This window comes from Pseudomonas sp. TH39(2020) (genome assembly GCF_016650715.1).
Lineage (GTDB): Bacteria > Pseudomonadota > Gammaproteobacteria > Pseudomonadales > Pseudomonadaceae > Aquipseudomonas > Aquipseudomonas mandelii_C.
This window is the reverse complement of sequence record NZ_JAEKFF010000006.1, coordinates 242779-262438: the sequence shown is the minus strand read 5'-3', so window position 1 is coordinate 262438 and position 19660 is coordinate 242779. Positions and strand designations below refer to the sequence as shown.

General features: G+C 59.4%; 20 protein-coding genes. 7 read left to right on the top strand and 13 right to left on the bottom strand.

The annotated features are described in order from the left end of the window. The first annotated feature begins 3 nt into the window (after positions 1-3). Positions 4-543 carry a molybdenum cofactor biosynthesis protein B gene (moaB, locus tag JFU47_RS09125; RefSeq protein WP_201182584.1) on the top strand — a complete coding sequence of 180 codons (540 nt, stop codon included), beginning with the start codon at positions 4-6 and terminating at the stop codon, positions 541-543. Further along, positions 527-1753 (top strand): molybdopterin-binding protein, encoded by a 1227-nt coding sequence (locus JFU47_RS09120; RefSeq protein ID WP_201182583.1) that lies wholly within the window; start codon positions 527-529, stop codon positions 1751-1753. Before moaB ends, JFU47_RS09120 begins: the two co-directional genes overlap by 17 nt. A gap of 60 nt (positions 1754-1813) precedes the next feature. Here the strand turns inward: JFU47_RS09120 and JFU47_RS09115 are convergent, their stop codons facing one another. Continuing rightward, positions 1814-2128, bottom strand: a complete 315-nt coding sequence (locus JFU47_RS09115; RefSeq protein ID WP_201182582.1) for a hypothetical protein — start codon at positions 2126-2128, stop codon at positions 1814-1816. A 229-nt stretch (positions 2129-2357) separates the two neighbouring features. On the opposite strand from JFU47_RS09115, the gene yegS reads away from it, so the two are divergent. After that, positions 2358-3275: a lipid kinase YegS gene (gene yegS / locus JFU47_RS09110; RefSeq protein WP_201182581.1), complete on the top strand. Its 918-nt coding sequence runs from the start codon at positions 2358-2360 to the stop codon at positions 3273-3275. On the opposite strand, the gene JFU47_RS09105 is transcribed toward yegS, so the two are convergent. The 3 genes from JFU47_RS09105 to JFU47_RS09095 all read right to left on the bottom strand — a co-directional run bounded on the left by JFU47_RS09105 (position 3259) and on the right by JFU47_RS09095 (position 5622). Further along, entirely contained in the window at positions 3259-3918 is a 660-nt protein-coding gene (locus JFU47_RS09105; protein ID WP_201182580.1) for a response regulator, read from the bottom strand. The genes yegS and JFU47_RS09105 overlap by 17 nt on opposite strands. Next, positions 3915-4808: a sensor histidine kinase gene (locus tag JFU47_RS09100; protein ID WP_201185177.1), complete on the bottom strand. Its 894-nt coding sequence runs from the start codon at positions 4806-4808 to the stop codon at positions 3915-3917. The genes JFU47_RS09105 and JFU47_RS09100 overlap by 4 nt, the downstream gene beginning before the upstream one ends. 343 nt (positions 4809-5151) lie before the next feature. Beyond that, positions 5152-5622: a hypothetical protein gene (locus tag JFU47_RS09095; RefSeq protein WP_201182579.1), complete on the bottom strand. Its 471-nt coding sequence runs from the start codon at positions 5620-5622 to the stop codon at positions 5152-5154. Positions 5623-6083: 461 nt separating this feature from the next. Between JFU47_RS09095 and JFU47_RS09090 the strand changes: the two genes are divergently transcribed. Together JFU47_RS09090 and JFU47_RS09085 are read left to right on the top strand one after the other, a co-directional pair. Further along, positions 6084-7019 carry a chemotaxis protein CheV gene (locus tag JFU47_RS09090; RefSeq protein ID WP_123368953.1) on the top strand — a complete coding sequence of 312 codons (936 nt, stop codon included), beginning with the start codon at positions 6084-6086 and terminating at the stop codon, positions 7017-7019. A 90-nt stretch (positions 7020-7109) separates the two neighbouring features. Beyond that, a complete protein-coding gene (locus JFU47_RS09085; RefSeq protein ID WP_140894300.1) occupies positions 7110-7916 on the top strand; it encodes an MOSC domain-containing protein in 807 nt (268 codons plus the stop codon). A gap of 72 nt (positions 7917-7988) precedes the next feature. Here the strand turns inward: JFU47_RS09085 and ppnP are convergent, their stop codons facing one another. From ppnP to JFU47_RS09045, 8 genes are all read right to left on the bottom strand, one after another. Further along, positions 7989-8273 carry a pyrimidine/purine nucleoside phosphorylase gene (gene ppnP / locus JFU47_RS09080; protein WP_007940055.1) on the bottom strand — a complete coding sequence of 95 codons (285 nt, stop codon included), beginning with the start codon at positions 8271-8273 and terminating at the stop codon, positions 7989-7991. A 69-nt stretch (positions 8274-8342) separates the two neighbouring features. Further along, positions 8343-8885, bottom strand: coding sequence for an exonuclease domain-containing protein (locus JFU47_RS09075; protein ID WP_201182577.1), 543 nt, complete (start codon positions 8883-8885; stop codon positions 8343-8345). A gap of 71 nt (positions 8886-8956) precedes the next feature. Continuing rightward, positions 8957-10918 carry an acetyl/propionyl/methylcrotonyl-CoA carboxylase subunit alpha gene (locus JFU47_RS09070; protein WP_201182576.1) on the bottom strand — a complete coding sequence of 654 codons (1962 nt, stop codon included), beginning with the start codon at positions 10916-10918 and terminating at the stop codon, positions 8957-8959. A 123-nt stretch (positions 10919-11041) separates the two neighbouring features. After that, on the bottom strand, positions 11042-11839 hold the full coding sequence (locus JFU47_RS09065; RefSeq protein ID WP_201182575.1) for an enoyl-CoA hydratase/isomerase family protein: 798 nt from the start codon (positions 11837-11839) through the stop codon (positions 11042-11044). Continuing rightward, positions 11836-12993, bottom strand: a complete 1158-nt coding sequence (gene atuD / locus JFU47_RS09060; RefSeq protein ID WP_129437289.1) for a citronellyl-CoA dehydrogenase — start codon at positions 12991-12993, stop codon at positions 11836-11838. Before atuD ends, JFU47_RS09065 begins: the two co-directional genes overlap by 4 nt. Before the next feature lie 24 nt (positions 12994-13017). Then, positions 13018-14634: a geranyl-CoA carboxylase subunit beta gene (atuC, locus tag JFU47_RS09055; protein ID WP_201182574.1), complete on the bottom strand. Its 1617-nt coding sequence runs from the start codon at positions 14632-14634 to the stop codon at positions 13018-13020. A gap of 3 nt (positions 14635-14637) precedes the next feature. Next, a complete protein-coding gene (locus tag JFU47_RS09050; RefSeq protein ID WP_201182573.1) occupies positions 14638-15507 on the bottom strand; it encodes an SDR family oxidoreductase in 870 nt (289 codons plus the stop codon). Between the two features lie 12 nt (positions 15508-15519). Then, the gene (locus JFU47_RS09045; protein ID WP_201182572.1) at positions 15520-17310 is read right to left on the bottom strand and encodes an acyclic terpene utilization AtuA family protein; all 1791 of its coding nucleotides are present in this window, start codon (positions 17308-17310) and stop codon (positions 15520-15522) included. 190 nt (positions 17311-17500) lie between these two features. Between JFU47_RS09045 and JFU47_RS09040 the strand changes: the two genes are divergently transcribed. Beyond that, entirely contained in the window at positions 17501-18127 is a 627-nt protein-coding gene (locus JFU47_RS09040) for a TetR/AcrR family transcriptional regulator (protein WP_008145910.1), read from the top strand. A gap of 91 nt (positions 18128-18218) precedes the next feature. Continuing rightward, the gene (locus JFU47_RS09035; protein ID WP_201182571.1) at positions 18219-19025 is read left to right on the top strand and encodes a substrate-binding periplasmic protein; all 807 of its coding nucleotides are present in this window, start codon (positions 18219-18221) and stop codon (positions 19023-19025) included. Positions 19026-19099: 74 nt separating this feature from the next. Here JFU47_RS09035 and JFU47_RS09030 read toward each other — a convergent pair whose 3' ends face one another. Then, positions 19100-19648 carry an RNA polymerase factor sigma-70 gene (locus JFU47_RS09030; protein WP_008145913.1) on the bottom strand — a complete coding sequence of 183 codons (549 nt, stop codon included), beginning with the start codon at positions 19646-19648 and terminating at the stop codon, positions 19100-19102. Positions 19649-19660: the final 12 nt, after the last annotated feature.

Here is a 19660-nt window from a genome sequence, read left to right as displayed (position 1 = left end):
CCTATGAAAGCCAAGGCTGATGTACCTTTCGCACCGCTCAACATCGCGGTGCTGACGGTCAGCGATACCCGTACTCTGGAAACCGATACCTCAGGCCAGCTCTTCGTCGACCGTTTGAGCGCTGCCGGCCATAACCTGGCGGCCCGGGTTCTGCTCAAAGATGATCTCTACAAAATTCGCGCGCAAGTCGCCACGTGGATTGCCGACGATGTCGTGCAGGTGGTGCTGATCACTGGCGGCACCGGTTTCACGGGACGCGACAGCACTCCGGAAGCGGTGAGTTGCCTGCTGGATAAACAGGTCGACGGTTTTGGTGAGCTGTTCAGGCAGATATCGGTGGCGGATATTGGCACCTCTACTGTTCAGTCCCGTGCCCTGGCCGGTTTGTCCAATAGCACGCTGGTCTGCTGTTTACCGGGTTCGACCAATGCCGTGCGCACCGGTTGGGATGGCATTCTTGCCGAGCAGCTGGATTCGCGGCACCGGCCGTGCAACTTCGTCGCTCATCTCAAACAGGCGGCACCCTGTGAATCCCGCGGGTAAGCCAGGCAAGACTGGCAGTCTGATGGCTGTCGAGGTGGCACTGGCACGCTTGCTGGCAATGGCCGAAGCCTCACCGATTCGTGAGCGTGAACGCTTGCCATTGGCGCAGGTTCAGGGCCGGGTGCTGGCCGATGACATGGTCTCGACGCTTGATCTGCCACCGTGGCCTAACAGTGCCATGGACGGTTATGCCTTGCGCGTGGCCGACTGGACTGGAGAGCCACTGGTGGTCAGCCAGAAGATTTTTGCCGGTCAGGCTCCGGAGCCCTTGAAGCCTGGCACCTGTGCACGAATCTTCACCGGTGCGCCAGTGCCCGCTGGTGCAGATTGCGTCGAGATGCAGGAAAACACCGAGGTTCAGGTGGATGAGCGAGTACGTTTCACCGAAACCATGGCCCCAGGACAAAACATTCGTCCTCAAGGCCAGGAAGCTACTGTTGGTGAATTGATTCTGCCAGCCGGCACGCGCCTCGGACCGATCGAACAGGGGTTGGCTGCATCGCTGGGATGCGCAGAGCTGGACGTGATTCGCAAGGTTCGCGTTGCTGTTCTGTCCACCGGGGATGAACTGATTGAGCCGGGTCAGGCTCTGGGGCCGGGACAGATCTACAACAGCAATCGAGTGTTGCTGTGCAGTTGGTTGCAGCGCTTGGGCTGTGAGGTGATCGATGCCGGTATTCTTCCGGATGATTTAGCAACCACTCGCGCTCGCCTGGGTGAATTGAAAGATGTCGATCTGATCCTTTCCACCGGTGGTGTCTCGGTGGGAGAGGCTGACTTTCTGGGCATTGCCTTGCGTGAAGAGGGCGAGTTGACGTTGTGGAAACTCGCCATCAAACCCGGCAAACCGCTGACATTCGGGCATTTTCGCGGCGTACCTGTGATTGGTTTACCTGGCAATCCGGCTTCAACGCTGGTGACCTTTGCTTTGTTGGCAAGGCCCTATCTCTTGCGCCGACAGGGTGTAAAAGAGGTTGAGCCCCTGAAGTTTCAGGTGCCAGCAGGGTTTGCATGGCCAAAAGCAGGCAATCGACGCGAGTACTTGCGCGGACGTCTGGAGAGTGGCCGGGCAATTATCTACAGGAATCAGAGTTCTGGTGTACTGCGTAGCGCTGCCTGGGCTGATGGTCTGGTTGAGGTGCTGGAGGATCGCACGCTGATCGAAGGTGACTACGTGGGCTTCATTCCGCTGAGCGAAGTCCTGAGCTGACTCCTGGCGCTGACTTACTGCGCAAACCCGGTTGATCGAACCGGGTTTTGCGTTCATGGCTTACCCATGGTGAGCCAGGAGTGTCACGACCTGGTCGAAACGGCTATTGGCGATCCAGGCCAGAACCCCGATGACGACGGCTGTTCCAATAGCCGAATAGGCAAGCCTGTGTTTTATGGATTTGACGTCACTACGGACTTCATCCATGTCTCGTCGGATGTATTTGAGGTGTGTCTCCAATTCAACGACGCGAGATTCCATGGCAGCTTCTCCAATGGGCTTTTCGCTGTTTTTGAATTCAGCTTGATGATTGGCGCGTTTTTCTGCGAACGGTGCAACCGGAATGACCGGTGACTTGATCTCTTGGCTTTGCATGGCACGTCCCTGTGTAGTTCCTGCTGATGTTTGATAACTGCAGGCGCCAAGGTGTACCAATCGCATTGGTCGGTCAATTGAGCCGATTCCTCACATCTTGTAAGAAAAAGCCCCGCCTTGTAGGACGCCATACTGCTCGACTTCAAATAATTCAAATTCTTGCGACTTTTATGTGGCGAGATGAGGTCAACATCTCCCAGACGGAATTCAATCATGGGAGTGACAACTAATGAGCGAACGCAAGGCGCTGTTGATTCTGCATGGCAAGCAAGCGCTTAACGAGGCGGTTCGTTCTGCCGTTGCCGAAAAGCGCAAACAGGGTTGGGAGCTGGCCGTTCGAGTGACCTGGGAAGCGGGCGACGCACGGCGTCTGGTAGATGAAGCACTGGCGGCAGGCTACACGCAGATCATCGCCGGTGGCGGTGACGGTACCTTGCGTGATATTGCCGAAGCCTTGGCGTCGCATTCGACGCAGGCCAGTCTGGTACTGATGCCCTTGGGGACCGCCAATGATTTTGCGCGTGCCGCCGGTGTGCCTCTGGAGCCAGCGCAGGCGCTGGAACTTCTCGACGCTGCGCCGAGCGCCATTGATCTGGGGGAGGTCGGTGGGCAGGTGTTCCTGAATATGGCCACGGGCGGTTTTGGCAGTCAGGTCACGGCAAACACCTCGGAGGACTTGAAAAAAATCCTCGGGGGCGCGGCTTACCTGTTCACCGGTTTATCACGCTTCAGTGAGTTGCACGCAGCCTATGGAGAGTTGCAGGGGCCTGATTTCCAGTGGAGTGGCGAGCTGTTGGCATTGGGCATCGGCAATGGCCGGCAGGCCGGCGGTGGACATGTGTTGTGTCCAGAAGCGCTGGCGGACGACGGTCTGCTGGACATCAGTATTCTGCCTGCGCCGCAGGAAGTCGTCGGCACCTTGAAAACCCTGCTCGCCGATGGCTTTGGCATCGACAACATGTTTGTGCGAGTCCGGTTGCCATGGGTCGAAATCAAGGTCTCGGAAGGCCTCTACATCAACCTTGATGGCGAACCTCTGGAAGGTGACAACTTGCGTTTCTCGACACGTCCAGCGGCACTGCGCGTGCATTTACCTGAAAACTCGCCGCTGCTGGGGTCATCGCAATTGATCAATCATCCAGGCTGATGATCTGCTCGCGCACGGCGAACAGAACCAGGCCCGCCACATCGTAGATCTGCAAGCGCTTCATGATCTGCGAACGGTGGGTTTCAACGGTCTTGATGCTGAGGCCCAGGCCATTGGCAATTTCCCGGGTGGATTTTCCGCGAACGATCAGCCGAAGGATTTCCAGCTGACGCGCTGTCAGGTTGTGCGTGTCTGCAGGTTCCGGCTGGTTTTTCTGAGTTCGGGTCAGCGCCTGGTTGATGACAGTGTGGGCGATGGCCGGGCTCAGGTAGCGTTCGTCGTTACGCAAGGCATCCAGGGCATGTTCGAGCTCGGTAGCCGTGGTGTCCTTGAGCAGGTAACCATGTGCACCGGATTCCAGTGCCTGCATGATCAGAGCAGGATCGGTGTGCATCGACAGGATCAGCACCTTGCTCTGCGGGCGTACTCGCTTGAGTCGCTGCAAGGCGTCAAGGCCACTGGTTTCCTTCATGGAAATATCCAGCAGGATGATGTCGGGGGACAGTTGCTCGACCATCTCGAGCAACTGCGAGCCGTCATTGGCCTCACCGATTACCGCGTAGCCGGGAATATCCAGCACCAGAGCGCGCACGCCTGCCCTGATAAGCGAGTGGTCATCCACCAGAAGTAAGTTACAAGTCAACGCATAACCTTATTCGTACTGGCCCGTTCGAGCGCACGAGGCGCCCAGGGGAAGAGTGCTTCGATTTGAGTGCCTTTGCCCGGCTCGCTGGTCACGCTCAGTGTGCCTCCCAGCTGATTGATCCGTTCCGACATCCCTGCCATTCCACGTTGCCCTTCACGACCTGGATCGGTCGCTGGCGCGAATCCCAGGCCATCGTCACTGATCAACAGTGTCAGGCCCTGCGGCAGACGTTGCAGGCGGACCAACAGATTTTTCGCTTCGGCATGGCGCAATATATTGGTCACCGCTTCCTGGGTGATTCGAAAGGCGGCCAGCGTCATTTCCTCCGGTATACCGGACAAGCGTTGATGGCATTCCAGGCTCCAGTGCACCGGCGTGTTGGCCAGCGTCTTGAGTAAATGAGCACGCAGACTGGCTTCCAGCCCGAGACTGGTCAGTTGCCTCGGATTGAGAATGGCCGATACGTCTCGCACTTTGGTCAGGGTTTCTTCCAGCGTGTCGCAGAGTACCGAACACTGGCCCTGAAGTTCTTCGGGCATTCGGCGTTTGAGCCAGTCGCTTTGAAGTTTTGCCGCGGTCAGCAATTGGCCGATGTCATCATGCAGTTCCCGACTGAGCCGGTGACGTTCGTTTTCCTGAACCTCCAACAGTCGGTCAGCCAACTCCTGGGGTTGAAACTTTATCGACTTGCGCGAAAGACAATACTGCACCCAGACGCAGGCCAATGCGGCGATATTGAGTACCAGCAGACTCAGCGGCAAGCGAGTGGACAGGCTATAAATCAGCAGGCTGCCAAGCGCCGAGCACGTACACAACACAAGCGTGACCAGACGCGCGTTTTTTGGGGAGGGTGGCCTTAGGGTGATTGACTTGAGGCTGGCGTACATAGCGGATGGAGCCAATGGATGTTCGCTGCGGGAAGACCGGGCATCGAAGATGACGGGTCTCTGTCTGGAGTCACTCTGCCATTAATTGACGTCAACTAATGGGCGGCATAATACCACTTAAGATACCGTTGGTCGCGTTTGGTATATATGTCTGCAGAGTCAGGAAATAAGCATTTATGGACAGCAGTTCCATAATGGAAAAAGTTGGGTGGCAAGAATGGTTTATTTGTTTCGAGTTGTCGTAAGCAGGTACGGGATATTCAATTGCGACATGAAACCGCTAAAGTTTAGAGAGGCTGTCACGGCAATAAAAATTCGCAGCACGGCATAGGGGCTCGATAATTCAGGCTTGCCGACCTGCAAAGGAAACGAGTGTGAACGGTTTGGAATTAGCGGGGGGTTGAAACTGACTTTGTCCGATCTGAAAGGCGAAGGCTTCGATCAGGGATGTCTGCTCGCTGTCATCAAGGCTGAGTTGGCCGGTTTTCTGATCGATAAGCTCGAGTTGCCAGGCGATCAACGTCAGGCAGTCTTTCAGCGCACTCAGGGCCTGGTCGTGTAAATCCATGTGATTCTGGGCATGGCTCAGCAAACCATGGATGTGCCGCGAAAACTCCGAAACGGCAGCCAGAGCGAGGACATCGGCCTTGTTGGCCAGTTTGAGCAGGGAGCTAAGCATGCAGTCGATGGCATCCTTGTCATTGCTGATCAGTTGCAAATGACTCAGGCATTCCTCGGTTTTAACCAGGAGTGTCTCTGCTTCGACGAGAAACTCAGGGAGCCGATGAGCCCACTCTTTACGATCGTTCGGCATGCTTATCTCCACAACGTCATGTCAAATGAGGGGATGTCGTGTGTGTCGACGGGGACGATCAGAGTCCCCGCATTGCCATGCCGTCGTGAGATCGCGCGCCGGCCTGTCTGGCTGCAGGCTAGGGAACTCGATAGGGTGGATGGCCACTTACCTGCGATCGCACACAAAAGCCTGACTCCGTTCATGCAATGAGAATGGCGTCACATTAATGGCTATTGGATATTGCGAATATCAGGTCGGGCCTGATTGCTACTAGGGGAATCCCTTACGCTGGGGAACCAACCGAACGAAACGAGGTCTCGCGGCAGGCAATGAGGCAGATGAAATCACTTGGCCAGTAAAGCATGATGCTAATGTGACATCAATGTTTGGTCGTGGCATTTTACAGGGGGTCAAGGTCCGGCAAAAACAGCCGATAACCCCCTTTAGTGAATTCATCAGAACAAGCCCAGGAGTCATTGATGGCCGGCATTCTCGACACGGTAGACCAACGCACGCAACTGGTGGGTGAGAATCGCCTGGAAATTCTCATGTTCCGGCTGGCCGGACGGCAATTGTTCGCGATCAACGTGTTCAAAGTGCAGGAAGTGCTGCAACTGCCGAAGCTGACCCTGATGCCCCAGCGTCACCCATTTGTCTGCGGCGTGGTTAATCTGCGTGGCCAGACCCTGCCAGTGATCGACCTGTCCCAGGCCATCGGTATGCGTCCGCTGGTGCCAAGCCCTACCAGTACGATCATCGTTACCGAGTACAACCGTTCGGTGCAGGCGTTCCTGGTCGGTGGTGTGGACCGTATCGTCAACATGAACTGGGAGGCCATTCTGCCGCCGCCGGCCAGTGCTGGCCGTCAGCATTACTTGACCGCGATCAGCAAGGTCGACGATCAGTTGGTGGAAATCATTGACGTCGAAAAAGTCCTGGCGGAAATCGTCCCGTACAACGCCAAGGTCTCGCGCGACAAACTTGACGATCCGATTCTGGAACGTGCCCGTGGCCGCGAAGTGCTGCTGGTGGACGACTCGAACGTGGCCCTGTCGCAATTGCGTGACACCCTGGGTCAGTTGGGCGTGAAGATGCACATCGCCAGCGATGGCTTGAAGGCACTGAACATGCTCAAGGCCTGGGCCGATACCGGTGTGAACATGACCGACAAACTGCTGATGGTTTTTACCGACGCGGAAATGCCGGAAATGGACGGCTATCGCCTGACCACGGAAATTCGTAACGACCCGCGTCTGCGTGGTCTTTATGTGGTTCTGCATACCTCGTTGTCCGGCAGTTTCAACGACTCGATGGTGAAGAAGGTCGGCTGCGATAACTTCCTCTCCAAATTCCAGCCGGACAAACTCGTCGACGTGGTGCGCCAGCGCCTGATGCTTGATGAAGTGCCTGCCTGACACCACCCGCGGAGGCTGACTTGACGTCAGCCTTTGATTCGGCGATCAAGCTCGTATAGGGTGGCGTTTTTGCCCACCAGGGAGCTGGCCATGTTGCGTCTGAGCGCGCTTTATCGTTATCCGTTGAAATCCGGCAAGGGTGAGATCCTGCAGCGGGTCAGCCTCGACAAGCTGGGCCTGGACGGTGATCGACGCTGGATGCTGGTGGACGAGGCCAGCGGGCGCTTTCTGACTCAACGTGCAGTGGCGCAGATGAGTCAGCTGTCGGCGTTGTGGAATGCCGACGGGGGCTTGACCCTCAGTGCGCCGGGCCGCTCACCGATCGATATCGCCTTGCCTGCCAGCAACGCGGAACTGCGCGGCGTGACCATCTGGCGCGATACGTTGCGTGTGCCGGATGCCGGTAACGAGGCGGGTGCCTGGGTCAGCGAATTCATTGGCAAACCGACTCGCCTGGTACAAGTACCCCTTGATCGCGCACGGACCACCCAGGCCGGCTACGGCAAGGACGACGATCAGGTGGCCTTCGCCGATGGCTTTCCGCTGTTGCTGATCGGACAGGCCTCACTGGAGGACTTGTCGCAAAAGGTCGGCCGCCCGCTGGAAATGCTGCGCTTTCGGCCGAATCTGGTGATCGAGGGCAGCGAAGCCTATGCCGAGGATGGCTGGAAGCGCATCCGCATTGGCGATGTCGAGTTCCGCGTGGTCAAGTCGTGTTCACGCTGCATTCTGACCACCATCGACCCGCAAACCGGTGAGCGCAGCGAAGATCGCGAACCTCTGGCCACGTTGCAGAAATACCGTTCCGAAGCCGACGGCGCGATGTTCGGACAGAACCTGGTCAACGACAGCAATGGCCAACTTGAAGTCGGTATGCCGGTGACGATCCTTGAATAAGACCATCTGAACAAAAAATGCCCGTGTCCAAGGACACGGGCATTTTTTTTGTCGCTGTGAAAACCCAGGGGTTTAGCCGCGGTATTCGCACAGGTAAGCGGTGTCGACGGCTACTTTCAGCTGGAACTTGCTGTTGGCGGGCACGTTGAACTGGCTGCCGGCGGCGAAGGTTTCCCAGTCGCTGCTGTCCGGCAGTTTGACGGTCAGGGCGCCGGACACCACGTGCATGATTTCACGCTGGCTGGTGCCGAATTCGTATTCGCCCGGTGCCATGACGCCGATGGTCGCAGGACCTTCAGCGGTGCCAAAGGCGATCGACTTGACGGTGCCGTCGAAGTACTCGTTGACTTTAAACATGGGCGATTCCTCGAAAAGGGCTAAAAAGGGCCGGCCAGTATGCACAAGGCCCATGCTGGCGTCACCTCTCTAAGACGGAAGAACGAGTGGCAATAATCGTGCGGTATTGCGCGCATCTTCCAGCGCCCGATGTTGTTGGCCACTGAACTGCATGCCCGCCAGTTGCAGCGCGCCGATAAGCCCCAGCGGCCGTTCCAGTCGGCGAGTCTTGGCAAAGCGCTGTTTGAGGTTCATGTGCGGCACTCGGCTCAGGGCGCTGTCGAGTTGCAGGCGATCCCACTCCTGAACCAACTGTTTGCGATCGTAATCGCCCCAACTGGCCCAGCCTTCCAGGAGCGATTGATGCTGGCCGAGCCAGTGTTCGAACGACGCCCAGACCTCGCTCAGAGGCTGCGCGGCGTCGATGTTGGCCTGGGTGATGTGGGTCAGTTCCCGGCAAAACGGCGTCAGCAAAGGCCGACGCGTCGGACGCACGAAGCGCTGAAAGCTATCCAGTTCTCGGCCTTTTCGGTCCACCAGAGTGGCGCCGATTTCGATGATTTCCATCTCTGTTACTGGCCAACCACCCTCATCGGTGGTGGCTTCTAGATCAATGACCAGCCAGTGAGGCATCGCAGGGTTCCTGGTATCCGCGTCCTGATAGGGCTTGAGCGTAGCCAAACCCGGCGGATCCGCCTAGCGGCTTATTCGACCTCCAACAAAATCTGACGATTTTTCACCTGGTCACCGACCCTGACCTGCAAGCGTTTGAGCACGCCGTCGATGCCCGACTTGAGCGGATGCTCCATTTTCATGGCCTCCAGCACCACCAACAACTGCCCTTTACTGACCGGGCTGCCCTCAGTCACCAGCACGTCGACGATCGCCCCGTCCATCGGGGCCCTGAGGGCGCCGGAGCTGACGCTGGCCTGGCTGCTGACCAAGGCCTGCGTCCGGTCCACCAGCCGCACACTGCCGGGACGGGTGAACAGCCAGAGTTGCCCGGCCTCGAGACGGTAAGCATGGCGTCGCCGGATACCGTTGATTTCCAGGCTGGCCCAGCGTCCGTCGCACTGGATGATCTTCAATTCAAAAGGCGTTGTGGCCACTTGAATCCGATACGGTTGACCCGGCACAGCGTTCAATTCCACCGGCCAATCCTGGTCCTCAAGGCCGATTCGATAGTGCAAGGGCACGCTGGCGTTGTTGCGCCAACCGGCCAGTGGCACGTGATGAACCTGTGCCGAGGCCTGATAGAACAATGCAGCAGCGATGGCCAGTTCTTCGGCGCTCGGCACATGCGCATGCAGGCAACGATGCTCGGCAAAGTGTGCCGGGATGAACCCGGTACTGAACTCGCCACTGATGAACTGCGGGTGTTCGAGCAGGCTGGCGAGCAAGCGCTGATTGCTTTGCACGCCGAGCAGCACGCTGTCCTGAACCGCCCGCAGCAACTTACGCCGGGCTTCTTCGCGGGTGGCGCCGTGGGCGATGATCTTGCCCAGCATCGGGTCATAAAACGGGCTGACTGTCTGGCCTTCGATCAAGCCATGATCGATCCGCACGCCGCTCTGCAACGCAGGCTCCCAGGCGGTGATGCGACCGGTCTGTGGCAGAAAACCGTGTGCCGGATCTTCGGCGTACAAACGGACTTCCATGGCATGGCCGCTGAGCTGAACCTGCTCCTGTCGCAAGGGCAGAGGCAGTCCTTCGGCGACGTGCAACTGCCAGGCCACCAGATCGAGGCCGGTGATCAATTCGGTCACCGGGTGTTCCACCTGGAGTCGGGTGTTCATCTCCAGAAAGTAAAACTGCCCGCGCGCATCCAGCAGGTACTCGACGGTGCCAGCCCCGACGTAATTCACGGCGTGTCCCGCCTTGAGCGCCGCTTCACCCATAGCCTGACGCAACTCGGCGTTCATCACCGGGCAGGGTGCTTCTTCGATGACTTTTTGATGGCGACGCTGGATCGAGCAGTCGCGCTCGCCAAGGTAGATCAGGTTGCCGTGCTGGTCGCCAAACAGTTGAACTTCGACGTGACGCGGGTCGATCAGCGCTTGCTCGAGAATCAGTTCGTCACTGCCAAACCCATGCAGCGCTTCGGAGCGGGCGGTGCGCAGTTGTTCGAGCAAATCATTGGCCTCGTGCACTAGGCGCATGCCACGCCCGCCACCGCCGGCACTGGCCTTGATCATCAGCGGATAGCCGATGCGTGCGGCTTCGCGGCTGAGGGTGGCGTCGTCCTGTTCTTCGCCCTGATAACCCTTGATGCACGGCACACCGGCATCGAGCATGGCGAGTTTCGACAGGCGTTTGCTACCCATCAGTTCGATGGCGTCGGGACTGGGGCCGATGAAGGTGATGCCGGCATCCTGGCAGGCGCGGGCGAACCCGGCGTTTTCCGAGAGGAAGCCGTAGCCCGGATGGATTGCGTCAGCACCGGTGCGCCGGGCGGCGTCGAGAATGGCCGGGATATTCAGATAGGACTGCTGCACCGGGGCCGGGCCGATGTTCACGGCTTCATCGGCCATCTGCACATGCAGCGCATCGGCGTCGGCATCGCTGAACACCGCGACCGTGCGATAGCCCAGGGCCTGGGCGGTGCGCTGGATGCGGCAGGCGATTTCACCGCGGTTGGCGATCAGGATTTTGCTGAAGGCGGGCATGGGGTCTTCTCTGAAGTTGTGCGGTGAAGGTGACGGCCTCTTCGCGAGCAGGCTCGCTCCCACAGGGGAATGCATTTCAAATGTGGGAGCGAGCCTGCTCCGGGCGGCGTTCCGACGATGCTTTTAAGGCGCCCACCCGGGTTTACGCTTTTGCACGAAGGCCATGGTCCCCTCAATACCTTCAGCCCCGGTCACCGCCTCGCTGAACCAGTCGGCCGCTTCATCCAGCAACGCACTCGATGGTTGTCCGGCACTCGCGAGCAAGAGTTTTTTGGTCGTCGCATTGGCCTCCGGCGCGCAGCACAACACATGGGCCAGAATTTCATCGAGACGCTCGGCCAACGCTTGCGCGTCATGCTCGACAAAATGCACCAACCCCATGCGCCGTGCGTGTGTGCCATCGAAACGTGCCGCGGTCAGCGCCAGTCGGCGAGTCTGAGTCAGGCCGATGCGCTGCACCACGAACGGCGCGATTTGCGCGGGCAGCAGACCGAGGCTGGTTTCCGGCAGACCGAATTGCGCCTGGTGATCGGCCAAGGCGACGTCGCTGACGCAGGCCAGCCCAAAACCACCGCCGAGCACCGCGCCTTGCAGCACCGTGATCACCACTTGTGGTGCGTGTTGCACCTCTTGCAGCAGCGCACCGAACGCGCGATTCAAGTCGCGATAGGCGCTCGGGCCTTGAGCGCGTGCGTTGGCCATGTCCTTGATGTCGCCACCGGCGCAAAAATGCCCGCCGGCACCACCGATCACCAAGGCACGAATCTCACGGTCATCGCGCACGGCCAACAGCACGGCACGCAGTTCCGCGACCATCAACAGGCTCATGGCGTTGCGGCTTTCCGGGCGGTTGAGGGTGATGTGCAGGACACCGTTGTGCGATTCCAGCAACAAGGTCTGGCAAGCAGGCAGGGTGCTCATTTCTTTTTCCCCGGCAGGATGCCCATGAGTTTGCAGATGATCCCCAGCATGATTTCGTCGGCACCGCCGCCGATCGACACCAGCCGCACATCGCGGTACGCGCGCGCCACCGGGTTGTCCCACATGAAGCCCATGCCGCCCCAATATTGCAGGCAGCTGTCGCTGACTTCCCGGCCCAGCCGTCCGGCCTTGAGTTTGGCCATCGACGCCAGACGGGTGACGTCCTGGCCTTTGATGTACTGCTCGGTGGCCTGATAGACCAATGCCCGCAGGCATTCGATTTCGGTTTGCAGTTCGGCCAGGCGGAAGTGGATGACCTGATTGTCGATCAGCGCATTGCCGAAGGTTTTGCGTTCCTTGCAGTACTCGATGGTGCTGTCGACGCAGTACTCCAGGCCCTTGATCATGTTCGCCGCGCCGAACAGCCGTTCCTCCTGGAACTGCAGCATCTGCATCATGAACCCCGCGCCTTCATGGCCGATGCGGTTGCGTTGCGGCACACGCACGTTGTCGAAAAACACCTGAGCGGTTTCCGAGCTGCGCATGCCGAGCTTGTCCAGGTGCGAACTGAGGCTGATGCCAGGGGTGTTCATCGGCACCATGATCAGCGATTTGTTGATGTGCGGTTTGTCGTCTGAGGTGTTGGCCAGCAGGCAGATGAAATCCGCGCTCGGCGAGTTGGTGATCCACATCTTGCTGCCGTTGATCACGTAGTCGTCGCCGTCCTTGCGGGCGGTGGTTTTCAAACCGGCCACGTCGGAACCGGCGCCGACTTCGGAAACACCGATGCAGCCGACCTGTTCGCCAGTGATCGCCGGCCGCAGGAATTCTTCACGCAACTCATCGGAGCCGAAACGCGCCAGCGCCGGGGTGCACATGTCGGTCTGCACGCCGATGGACATCGGAATGCCGCCGCAGTGGATGGTGCCAAACTCTTCAGCCGCGACGATCGAATAGCTGTAATCGAGCCCCATGCCGCCAAACTTTTCCGGTTTGGAAATCCCCAGCAGGCCGAGGTCGCCGGCCTTGCGAAAGATCTCGTGGATTGGAAAGCGTCCGGCCTTTTCCCATGCCTCGACGTGAGGATTGATTTCGTGCTCGACGAATTGGCGGACAGTGCGGCGCAGTGCTTCGTGTTCCTGGGTGAAGATCATTTTTTATTGTTCTCCTGAGCGCCCTTAGAAACGGGCTACGCCAAAACTGTTGGATTGCAGCGGCCGCACTTCGGCTTCATGACAGATATCCAGCAAGTACCCGAGCAAGGTCCGGGTATCGCGAGGATCGATCAACCCGTCGTCCCACAGGCTGGCGCTGCCGTACAGCGCGGTGGACTGGCTGTCGAGTTTCTGCGCGGTGACCTGTTCCAGCATGTCGAGCATTTTCGGGTCGGGCACCAGACCGTCCTTGGCCTGTTTGGCCTCGGTGACGATCCGCAGCACTTTGCCGGCCTGGGCGCCGCCCATCACCGCCGTGCGGCTGTTGGGCCAGGCGAAAATGAAGCGCGGGTCGAGGCCGCGGCCGCACATCGCGTAGTTGCCGGCGCCGTAGGAGCCACCGACGACGATGGTCAGTTTAGGCACGCGGGCATTGGCCACCGCTTGAATCATTTTCGCGCCGTGTTTGATCACGCCTTGCTGCTCCGACTCGGTGCCGACCATGAACCCGGTGGTGTTGTGGAAGAACAGCAACGGGGTCTTGCTCTGGTCACAGAGCTGAATAAACTGCGCCGCCTTGCTCGCACCCTTGGGCGTGATCGGCCCATTGTTGCCAATGAACCCGCAGGCGCGGCCTTGAATCTGCAAATGGCCGCAGACGGTTTGCTGATCGAACTCACCCTTGAATTCGAGAAAGTTAGAGCCGTCGGCAATCCGCGCGATGATTTCACGCACGTCGTAAGGTTTTTTCGCGTCGTCAGGAATCAGCCCGAGCAACTCGTCGATGGGGTAGAGCGGTTCTTCCCACCGACGTTCGGGGACCCAGGGCAACTGATCATTCCACGGCAACAGGCTGACAATCTCGCGCACCTGGCGCACGCCATCGGCATCGTTCTCGGCCAGGTATTCAGCGGTGCCGGCGATTTGCGTGTGCATCTCGGCGCCGCCCAGTGCTTCATCGGTGGCGACTTCGCCAGTGGCGGCCTTGAGCAGCGGCGGGCCGGCCAGAAACAGCTTGGCCTTGCCACGCACCACCACCACGTAATCCGACAACCCTGGCTGATAGGCGCCGCCCGCCGTGGCAGAGCCATGGACCACCGTGATTTGCGGCAGGCCCATGGCCGACATCCGCGCCTGATTGGCAAAGCTGCGGGCGCCTTCGACAAAAATCTCCGCCGCGTAATTGAGGTTGGCGCCACCGCTTTCGGCCAGGGTAATGACCGGCAGTTTGTTCTCCATGGCGATCTGTTGCAGGCGCAGGGATTTTTTCAAGCCGCTGGGGGAAATGGTCCCGCCCTTGATCGCACTGTTGTTTGCCACCACCAGCACGCGCACGCCGGACACGTAACCGATCCCGGCAATCAGCCCGCCGCCAGCGGAGCTGCCATCCTTGTCGTCATGCAGTTTGTAGCCGGCCAGGCTGGCCAGTTCGAGGAACGGCGCGCCAGGGTCCAGCAGCAGATTGAGGCGTTCGCGGGGCAACAATTGGCCGCGTTTGTCGAACCTGGGTTTGGCTTCGGTCGCCTTGTTCAGCAAGTTCTGTTCGAGCTGGCGGACGTGCTCGATGCCGACCAGCATCGCCGCGCGATTGCGCGCGAACTGTTCGCTGAATGGGTCCAGTTGCGACTGAATCACCGGCATGACTTATTCCTTGTCCTTGAGCACGTCCGGCAAGTAGGCGCGATGGAAACCGTTATACGACTCGCTGATCTGCGCCTTGTGTATCGGCCAGGCGCGCCCGCCCAGGCTGGCGGCGCCGTCGATGCGCAAGGTGCTGCCACTGATAAACGCCGCTGCCGGGCTGAGCAGGAAAACGATCGCTGCGCTGACTTCCGATTCGGTGCCGATGCGTTTCAGCGGAACGTGCTCGCGCAAGGTCGGGATCACCGCTTTGAACGCGCCTTCGTAGGTGTCCATCCCACTGGATGCGATCCAGCCCGGCGCCACGGCGTTGACCCGCACCCCGGCATAACCCCATTCGAACGCGGCGGTCTTGGTGAGGTTGTCCATGCCCGAACGCGCCGCGCCCGAGTGGCCCATGCCGGGCATGCCGCCCCACATGTCGGCGAGCATGTTGACGATGGCGCCGCCGTGTTTGCTCATGGATTGGTTGAACACTTCCCGGGCCATCAGGAAACCGCCCATCAGGTTGGTGCGCAACACCGTATCGAAGCCTTTTTGATTGATCGACGCCAGCGGTGACGGGTACTGCCCGCCGGCATTGTTGACCAGGCCGTGAATCGGTCCGTGCTTGCGGATCAACTCGCTGACCACATGCTTGACCGCTTCTTCCTCACGAATATCGCAGACCATCCAGTCAGCCTTGCCACCATCTTCGGTAATCTCGGCCGCGACGTTTTTCAGCTTGTCGGCCTTGCGCCCGAGCAGCAGCACATGGGCGCCGAGGGCCGCCAGTTCGTGAGCGGTGCAACGTCCGATGCCGCTGCCGCCACCGGTGACGATGATGTTTTGCCCTGCAAACAAACCGGCTTTGAAAATCGAATCGTAAGCCATGGCGACAGTCCTCTAGTTGACCTGGTCGGCGATGCGCTGAGGCACCGGTATCTGGATTTCCAGCAGTTGCTGGGCGAAGGCTTTGCCTTGCGGATCGATCCGCAGGCTGGCCACGCCACCACCTCCCAGGGCGTTTTCCAGCAGAAAATTAAGGCTGTGGGTGCCCGGCAGGTACCAGCGTTCGACACGTCCGTGGATCGGATCGAGGACATGACTCATCCAGTCGACGATCACTTCCGGCGTCAAGGCTTCGGCAATCCACGGCAGGTACTCCGGCTCGCGGGCCATGACGCCGATGTTGCTGTGGTTACCCTTGTCACCGGAGCGCGCCACGGCGAGTTTGACCAGGGGCACGCTGGCATCGGCCCGGACTGAGGGTTTCGGTGGAGCGCACGCCACGGGCAGGTCGGCGGTGTCGAGTACATCAACGGCGGGCAAGGCGCAGGGGTGGCGCTGGCCCTTGAGATCAATTTCCAGCGTGCAGGCGGTTTTGTCGATAAGGAACGAGAACAGCCGGATCAGCGGATACACCGTAGGCCGTCCACCGACAATCCCGGTCAGTCCCGGCGCCATGCCGGTGGCGGCCTGGGCGATCTCCCGGGAGAACACAATCGACGCCTGTTTAACCGGATGGCGCACCGCGAGTTTGATGACCACTTCGCGGCTGTCCTGACGCTGACCGTGGGGGCCGTAAGTGGCTTCGCTGCCGAGCAGTTCGATGTTCACTTCGCTGTAGGGTGGCCAACCGCGCTGACTGAAGATTTCCGACGTCTTGTTGATGATGGCTTCGCTGACTCGACGCGCCTTGTCGACCGCATCGATCCCGGCGATCAGGCAACTGGCGGTGCAGCGGAAACCGTCCGGGTACGTCGCGCTGACCTTGTACTGATCGGTCGGCGGCAAGCCTTTTGCGCCGTGCACCTGGACCGCGTTTTTGCCTTGTTGCACGAGTTTGACTTCAGTGAAATCGCAGACCACGTCCGGCAACAGATACGCCTGCGGGTTGCCGATTTCATACAGCATCTGCTCGCCGACCGTCAGGGGTGTGACCAGTCCGCCGGAGCCTTCGGGTTTGCTGACGATGAACTGGCTGTCGGCGCTGACTTCGACGATAGGGAAGCCGATGTGTTCGTAGTCGGGCACCTCGCGCCAATCGGTGAAGTTGCCGCCGGTGCATTGGGCGCCACATTCGATGATGTGCCCGGCCAATGCGGCCTGGGCGAGTTTGTCGTAGTCGTGCCACGACCAGCCGAATTCATGCACCAGCGCGGCGCTGACCACGGCGCTGTCGACCACACGCCCGGTGATGACGATGTCGGCGCCCAGACGCAGGGCTTCGACGATGCCCGGTGCGCCGAGGTAGGCGTTGGTCGAGACACACATTGGCGGCAGGGGCGCGCCGCTGAACATTTCATGGATGCCGCTGCTGCTCAGCTGTTGGAGCTGCGGCTGCAAGTCATCGCCCAGCAGCACGGCGATTTTCAGCGTTACCCCGGCTTTGTCGCAGGCCGCTTGCAGGGCGGCGGCGCAGGCTTGCGGGTTGACCCCGCCGGCGTTGCTGATGACGCGGATTTTCTGTTCGGCGAGTTGACCCAACAGCGGGCTGAGGACTTCGATGAAGTCGCTGGCGTAACCGGCCTGAGGATCTTTCATCCGCGCGCCGGCCATGATCGACATCGTAATCTCGGCCAGATAGTCGAAGACCAGATAATCCAGACGCCCACCTTCCACCAGTTGCGCGGCGGCGGTCGAGGTGTCGCCCCAGAAGGCGCTGGCGCAACCGATGCGGATTGTTTTTGGCACAGTCAACTCCATAGCCACCTCCGATAGAAGTGCATCGAGACTACCAAGCAAGCGCTTGGTTTGTAAACGGCTTAACTATCTTCTGCCCGAGCGCTTGCTTGGTCGCGCCGGCCAGCTTAAATTGCCCGCGCAACCCCGCAGTTTTAGCGGCGAGCGGCGTATTTGATTGATCGACTGTAGGAGAGAACGGGTGGACGAGCAAAAAGCCCTGAGGGTGATGCGCGAATTGGTCGACAGCGGCCAATTGACCGACCCGGACAGCGCCCGCGGCAAACTGCTGCAAGTGGCCGCTCACCTGTTCCGCAACAAAGGTTACGAACGCACCACCGTGCGCGATCTGGCCGGCGCCGTGGGGATCCAGTCCGGCAGTATTTTTCATCACTTCAAAAGCAAGGACGAGATCCTGCGGGCGGTGATGGAAGAAACCATTCGCTATAACACTGCGTTGATGCGTGCAGCCCTGGCAGAAGCCGGCAGTGTGCGCGAGCGGGTACTGGCGCTGATTCGTTGTGAATTGCAGTCGATCATGGGCGGCAGCGGCGAGGCCATGGCGGTGTTGGTGTATGAATGGCGCTCGCTGTCCGCAGACGGGCAGGCGCAGGTGCTGGCGCTGCGCGACATTTATGAAGAACTCTGGCTACAGGTGCTGGGCGAGGCCAAGGAGGCCGGTTTTATTCGCGGGGATGTGTTCATCACCCGCCGTTTTCTGACGGGTGCGTTGTCCTGGACCACCACCTGGTTTCGCGCAGGCGGCAGCATGAGTCTCGATCAATTGGCCGATGAGGCGTTGATTCTGGTGCTGGAAGAGAAGCAATAAGTTTGTTCAGGTCGAAGGAAACTGGCTAAGTAGCCGAAACCGCCTAGCTTGAATGCATTGAGGCGTATTTTTTTGGGGAGTGGTTGTTTTGATGTCTTCGCCAATTCGGACGGCTTCGCGGCTTTTGCTGGCGACGCTTGCGGTGTTATGCGTGGTTCCATCCCAGGCCGCACAGCTGGTGCGGGTCGGTGCCGCACATTTTCCCCCTTATACCGTGCGCCCGGAATCCGGTGCCGACACCGGTTTGCTGCCGCAGCTGGTCGAGGCGCTCAATGCCTTGCAGAACGACTATCAGTTTGTGTTGGTGCCCACTTCCATTCCCCGGCGTTTCGGTGACTTCAAGCAAGGCCGGGTGGACATGGCGATTTTCGAGAATCCGGACTGGGGCTGGAAGGACATCCCGCACACCACTGTCGACATGGGGCTGGAAGACGCCGAGATTTTTGTCGCGCAACGCCAGCCCGATGGCCAGCCGGTTCGTCAGCAGAGTTATTTTGCCGACCTCGCCGGCAAGCGTCTGGCGCTGTTCAGCGGCTATCACTACGAATTCGCCAACTTCAATGCCGATCCAAAATTCCTCGCGCAAAACTACGACGCAACGCTGACGTATTCCCATGACAGTAACCTGCTGATGGTGCTGCGCGGGCGTGCCGACGTTGCCCTGGTGACACGCTCTTACCTGAGCGATTACTTGCTGCGCAACGAGAAAGTCGCGGATCAGCTGCTGGTGTCTCAGCGTATCGATCAGATCTATCACCACTACGCCATCCTCCGGCCAGCCGCACCGATCACTGGCGAGGCTTTCGGCAAGTTGCTGCAAGGGTTGCGGGACAATGGCCAGATGCTGAAGATTTTCGATCCCTACAAGATCGCCGTGGTGCCGGCCCCGGGTACCTGAGATCATTTGTGAACACCGGAGATCAAGTGTGGGAGCGAGCCTGCTCGCGAAAGGGGCGACGCAAATTTCGGATCTTAGCGGCGGGCAAAGGTATCCACACGACTGCCCGACACCTTGCGGCAGTGCACCAGCGCATCGCGAATCATGAAGTTGACCAAGGTCGGCGAGACGCCAAGCTCCTTGGCGATGTCCTTTTGCGGCACGCCGTGCAGGCGATACATCTCAAAGGCATAGCGGGTGCGGCTGGGCAGCTCGGTCAGCGCGTCGGCGATGTGTTCCAGCGTCGAGAAGTTGATGTGCGAGGTTTCCGGCGAAGCACCTTGAATCACCACGTTCAGGCCTTCCTCTTCCGGGCCTGAGTACTTCTGCTCCAGCGCCTGTTTGCGGTAGTGATCGATCGCCAGGTTGCGCACGATCTGGAACAGGTAGCTGAGCTGAGCCTTGAACGAGGACGTGATCTGCGGCGCGGATTGCAGCCGGAAGAACGCATCCTGCACCACGTCTTCAGCACGCGACCGGCAGCCGGTAATGCGGGCTGCAATCTTGACCAGAATCAGTCGATTGTCGACGAATGCCTGAAGTAGCGGTGAATCGCACCTGCTTGTGGACACTTGTTCCGTCATTGGAAATCACCT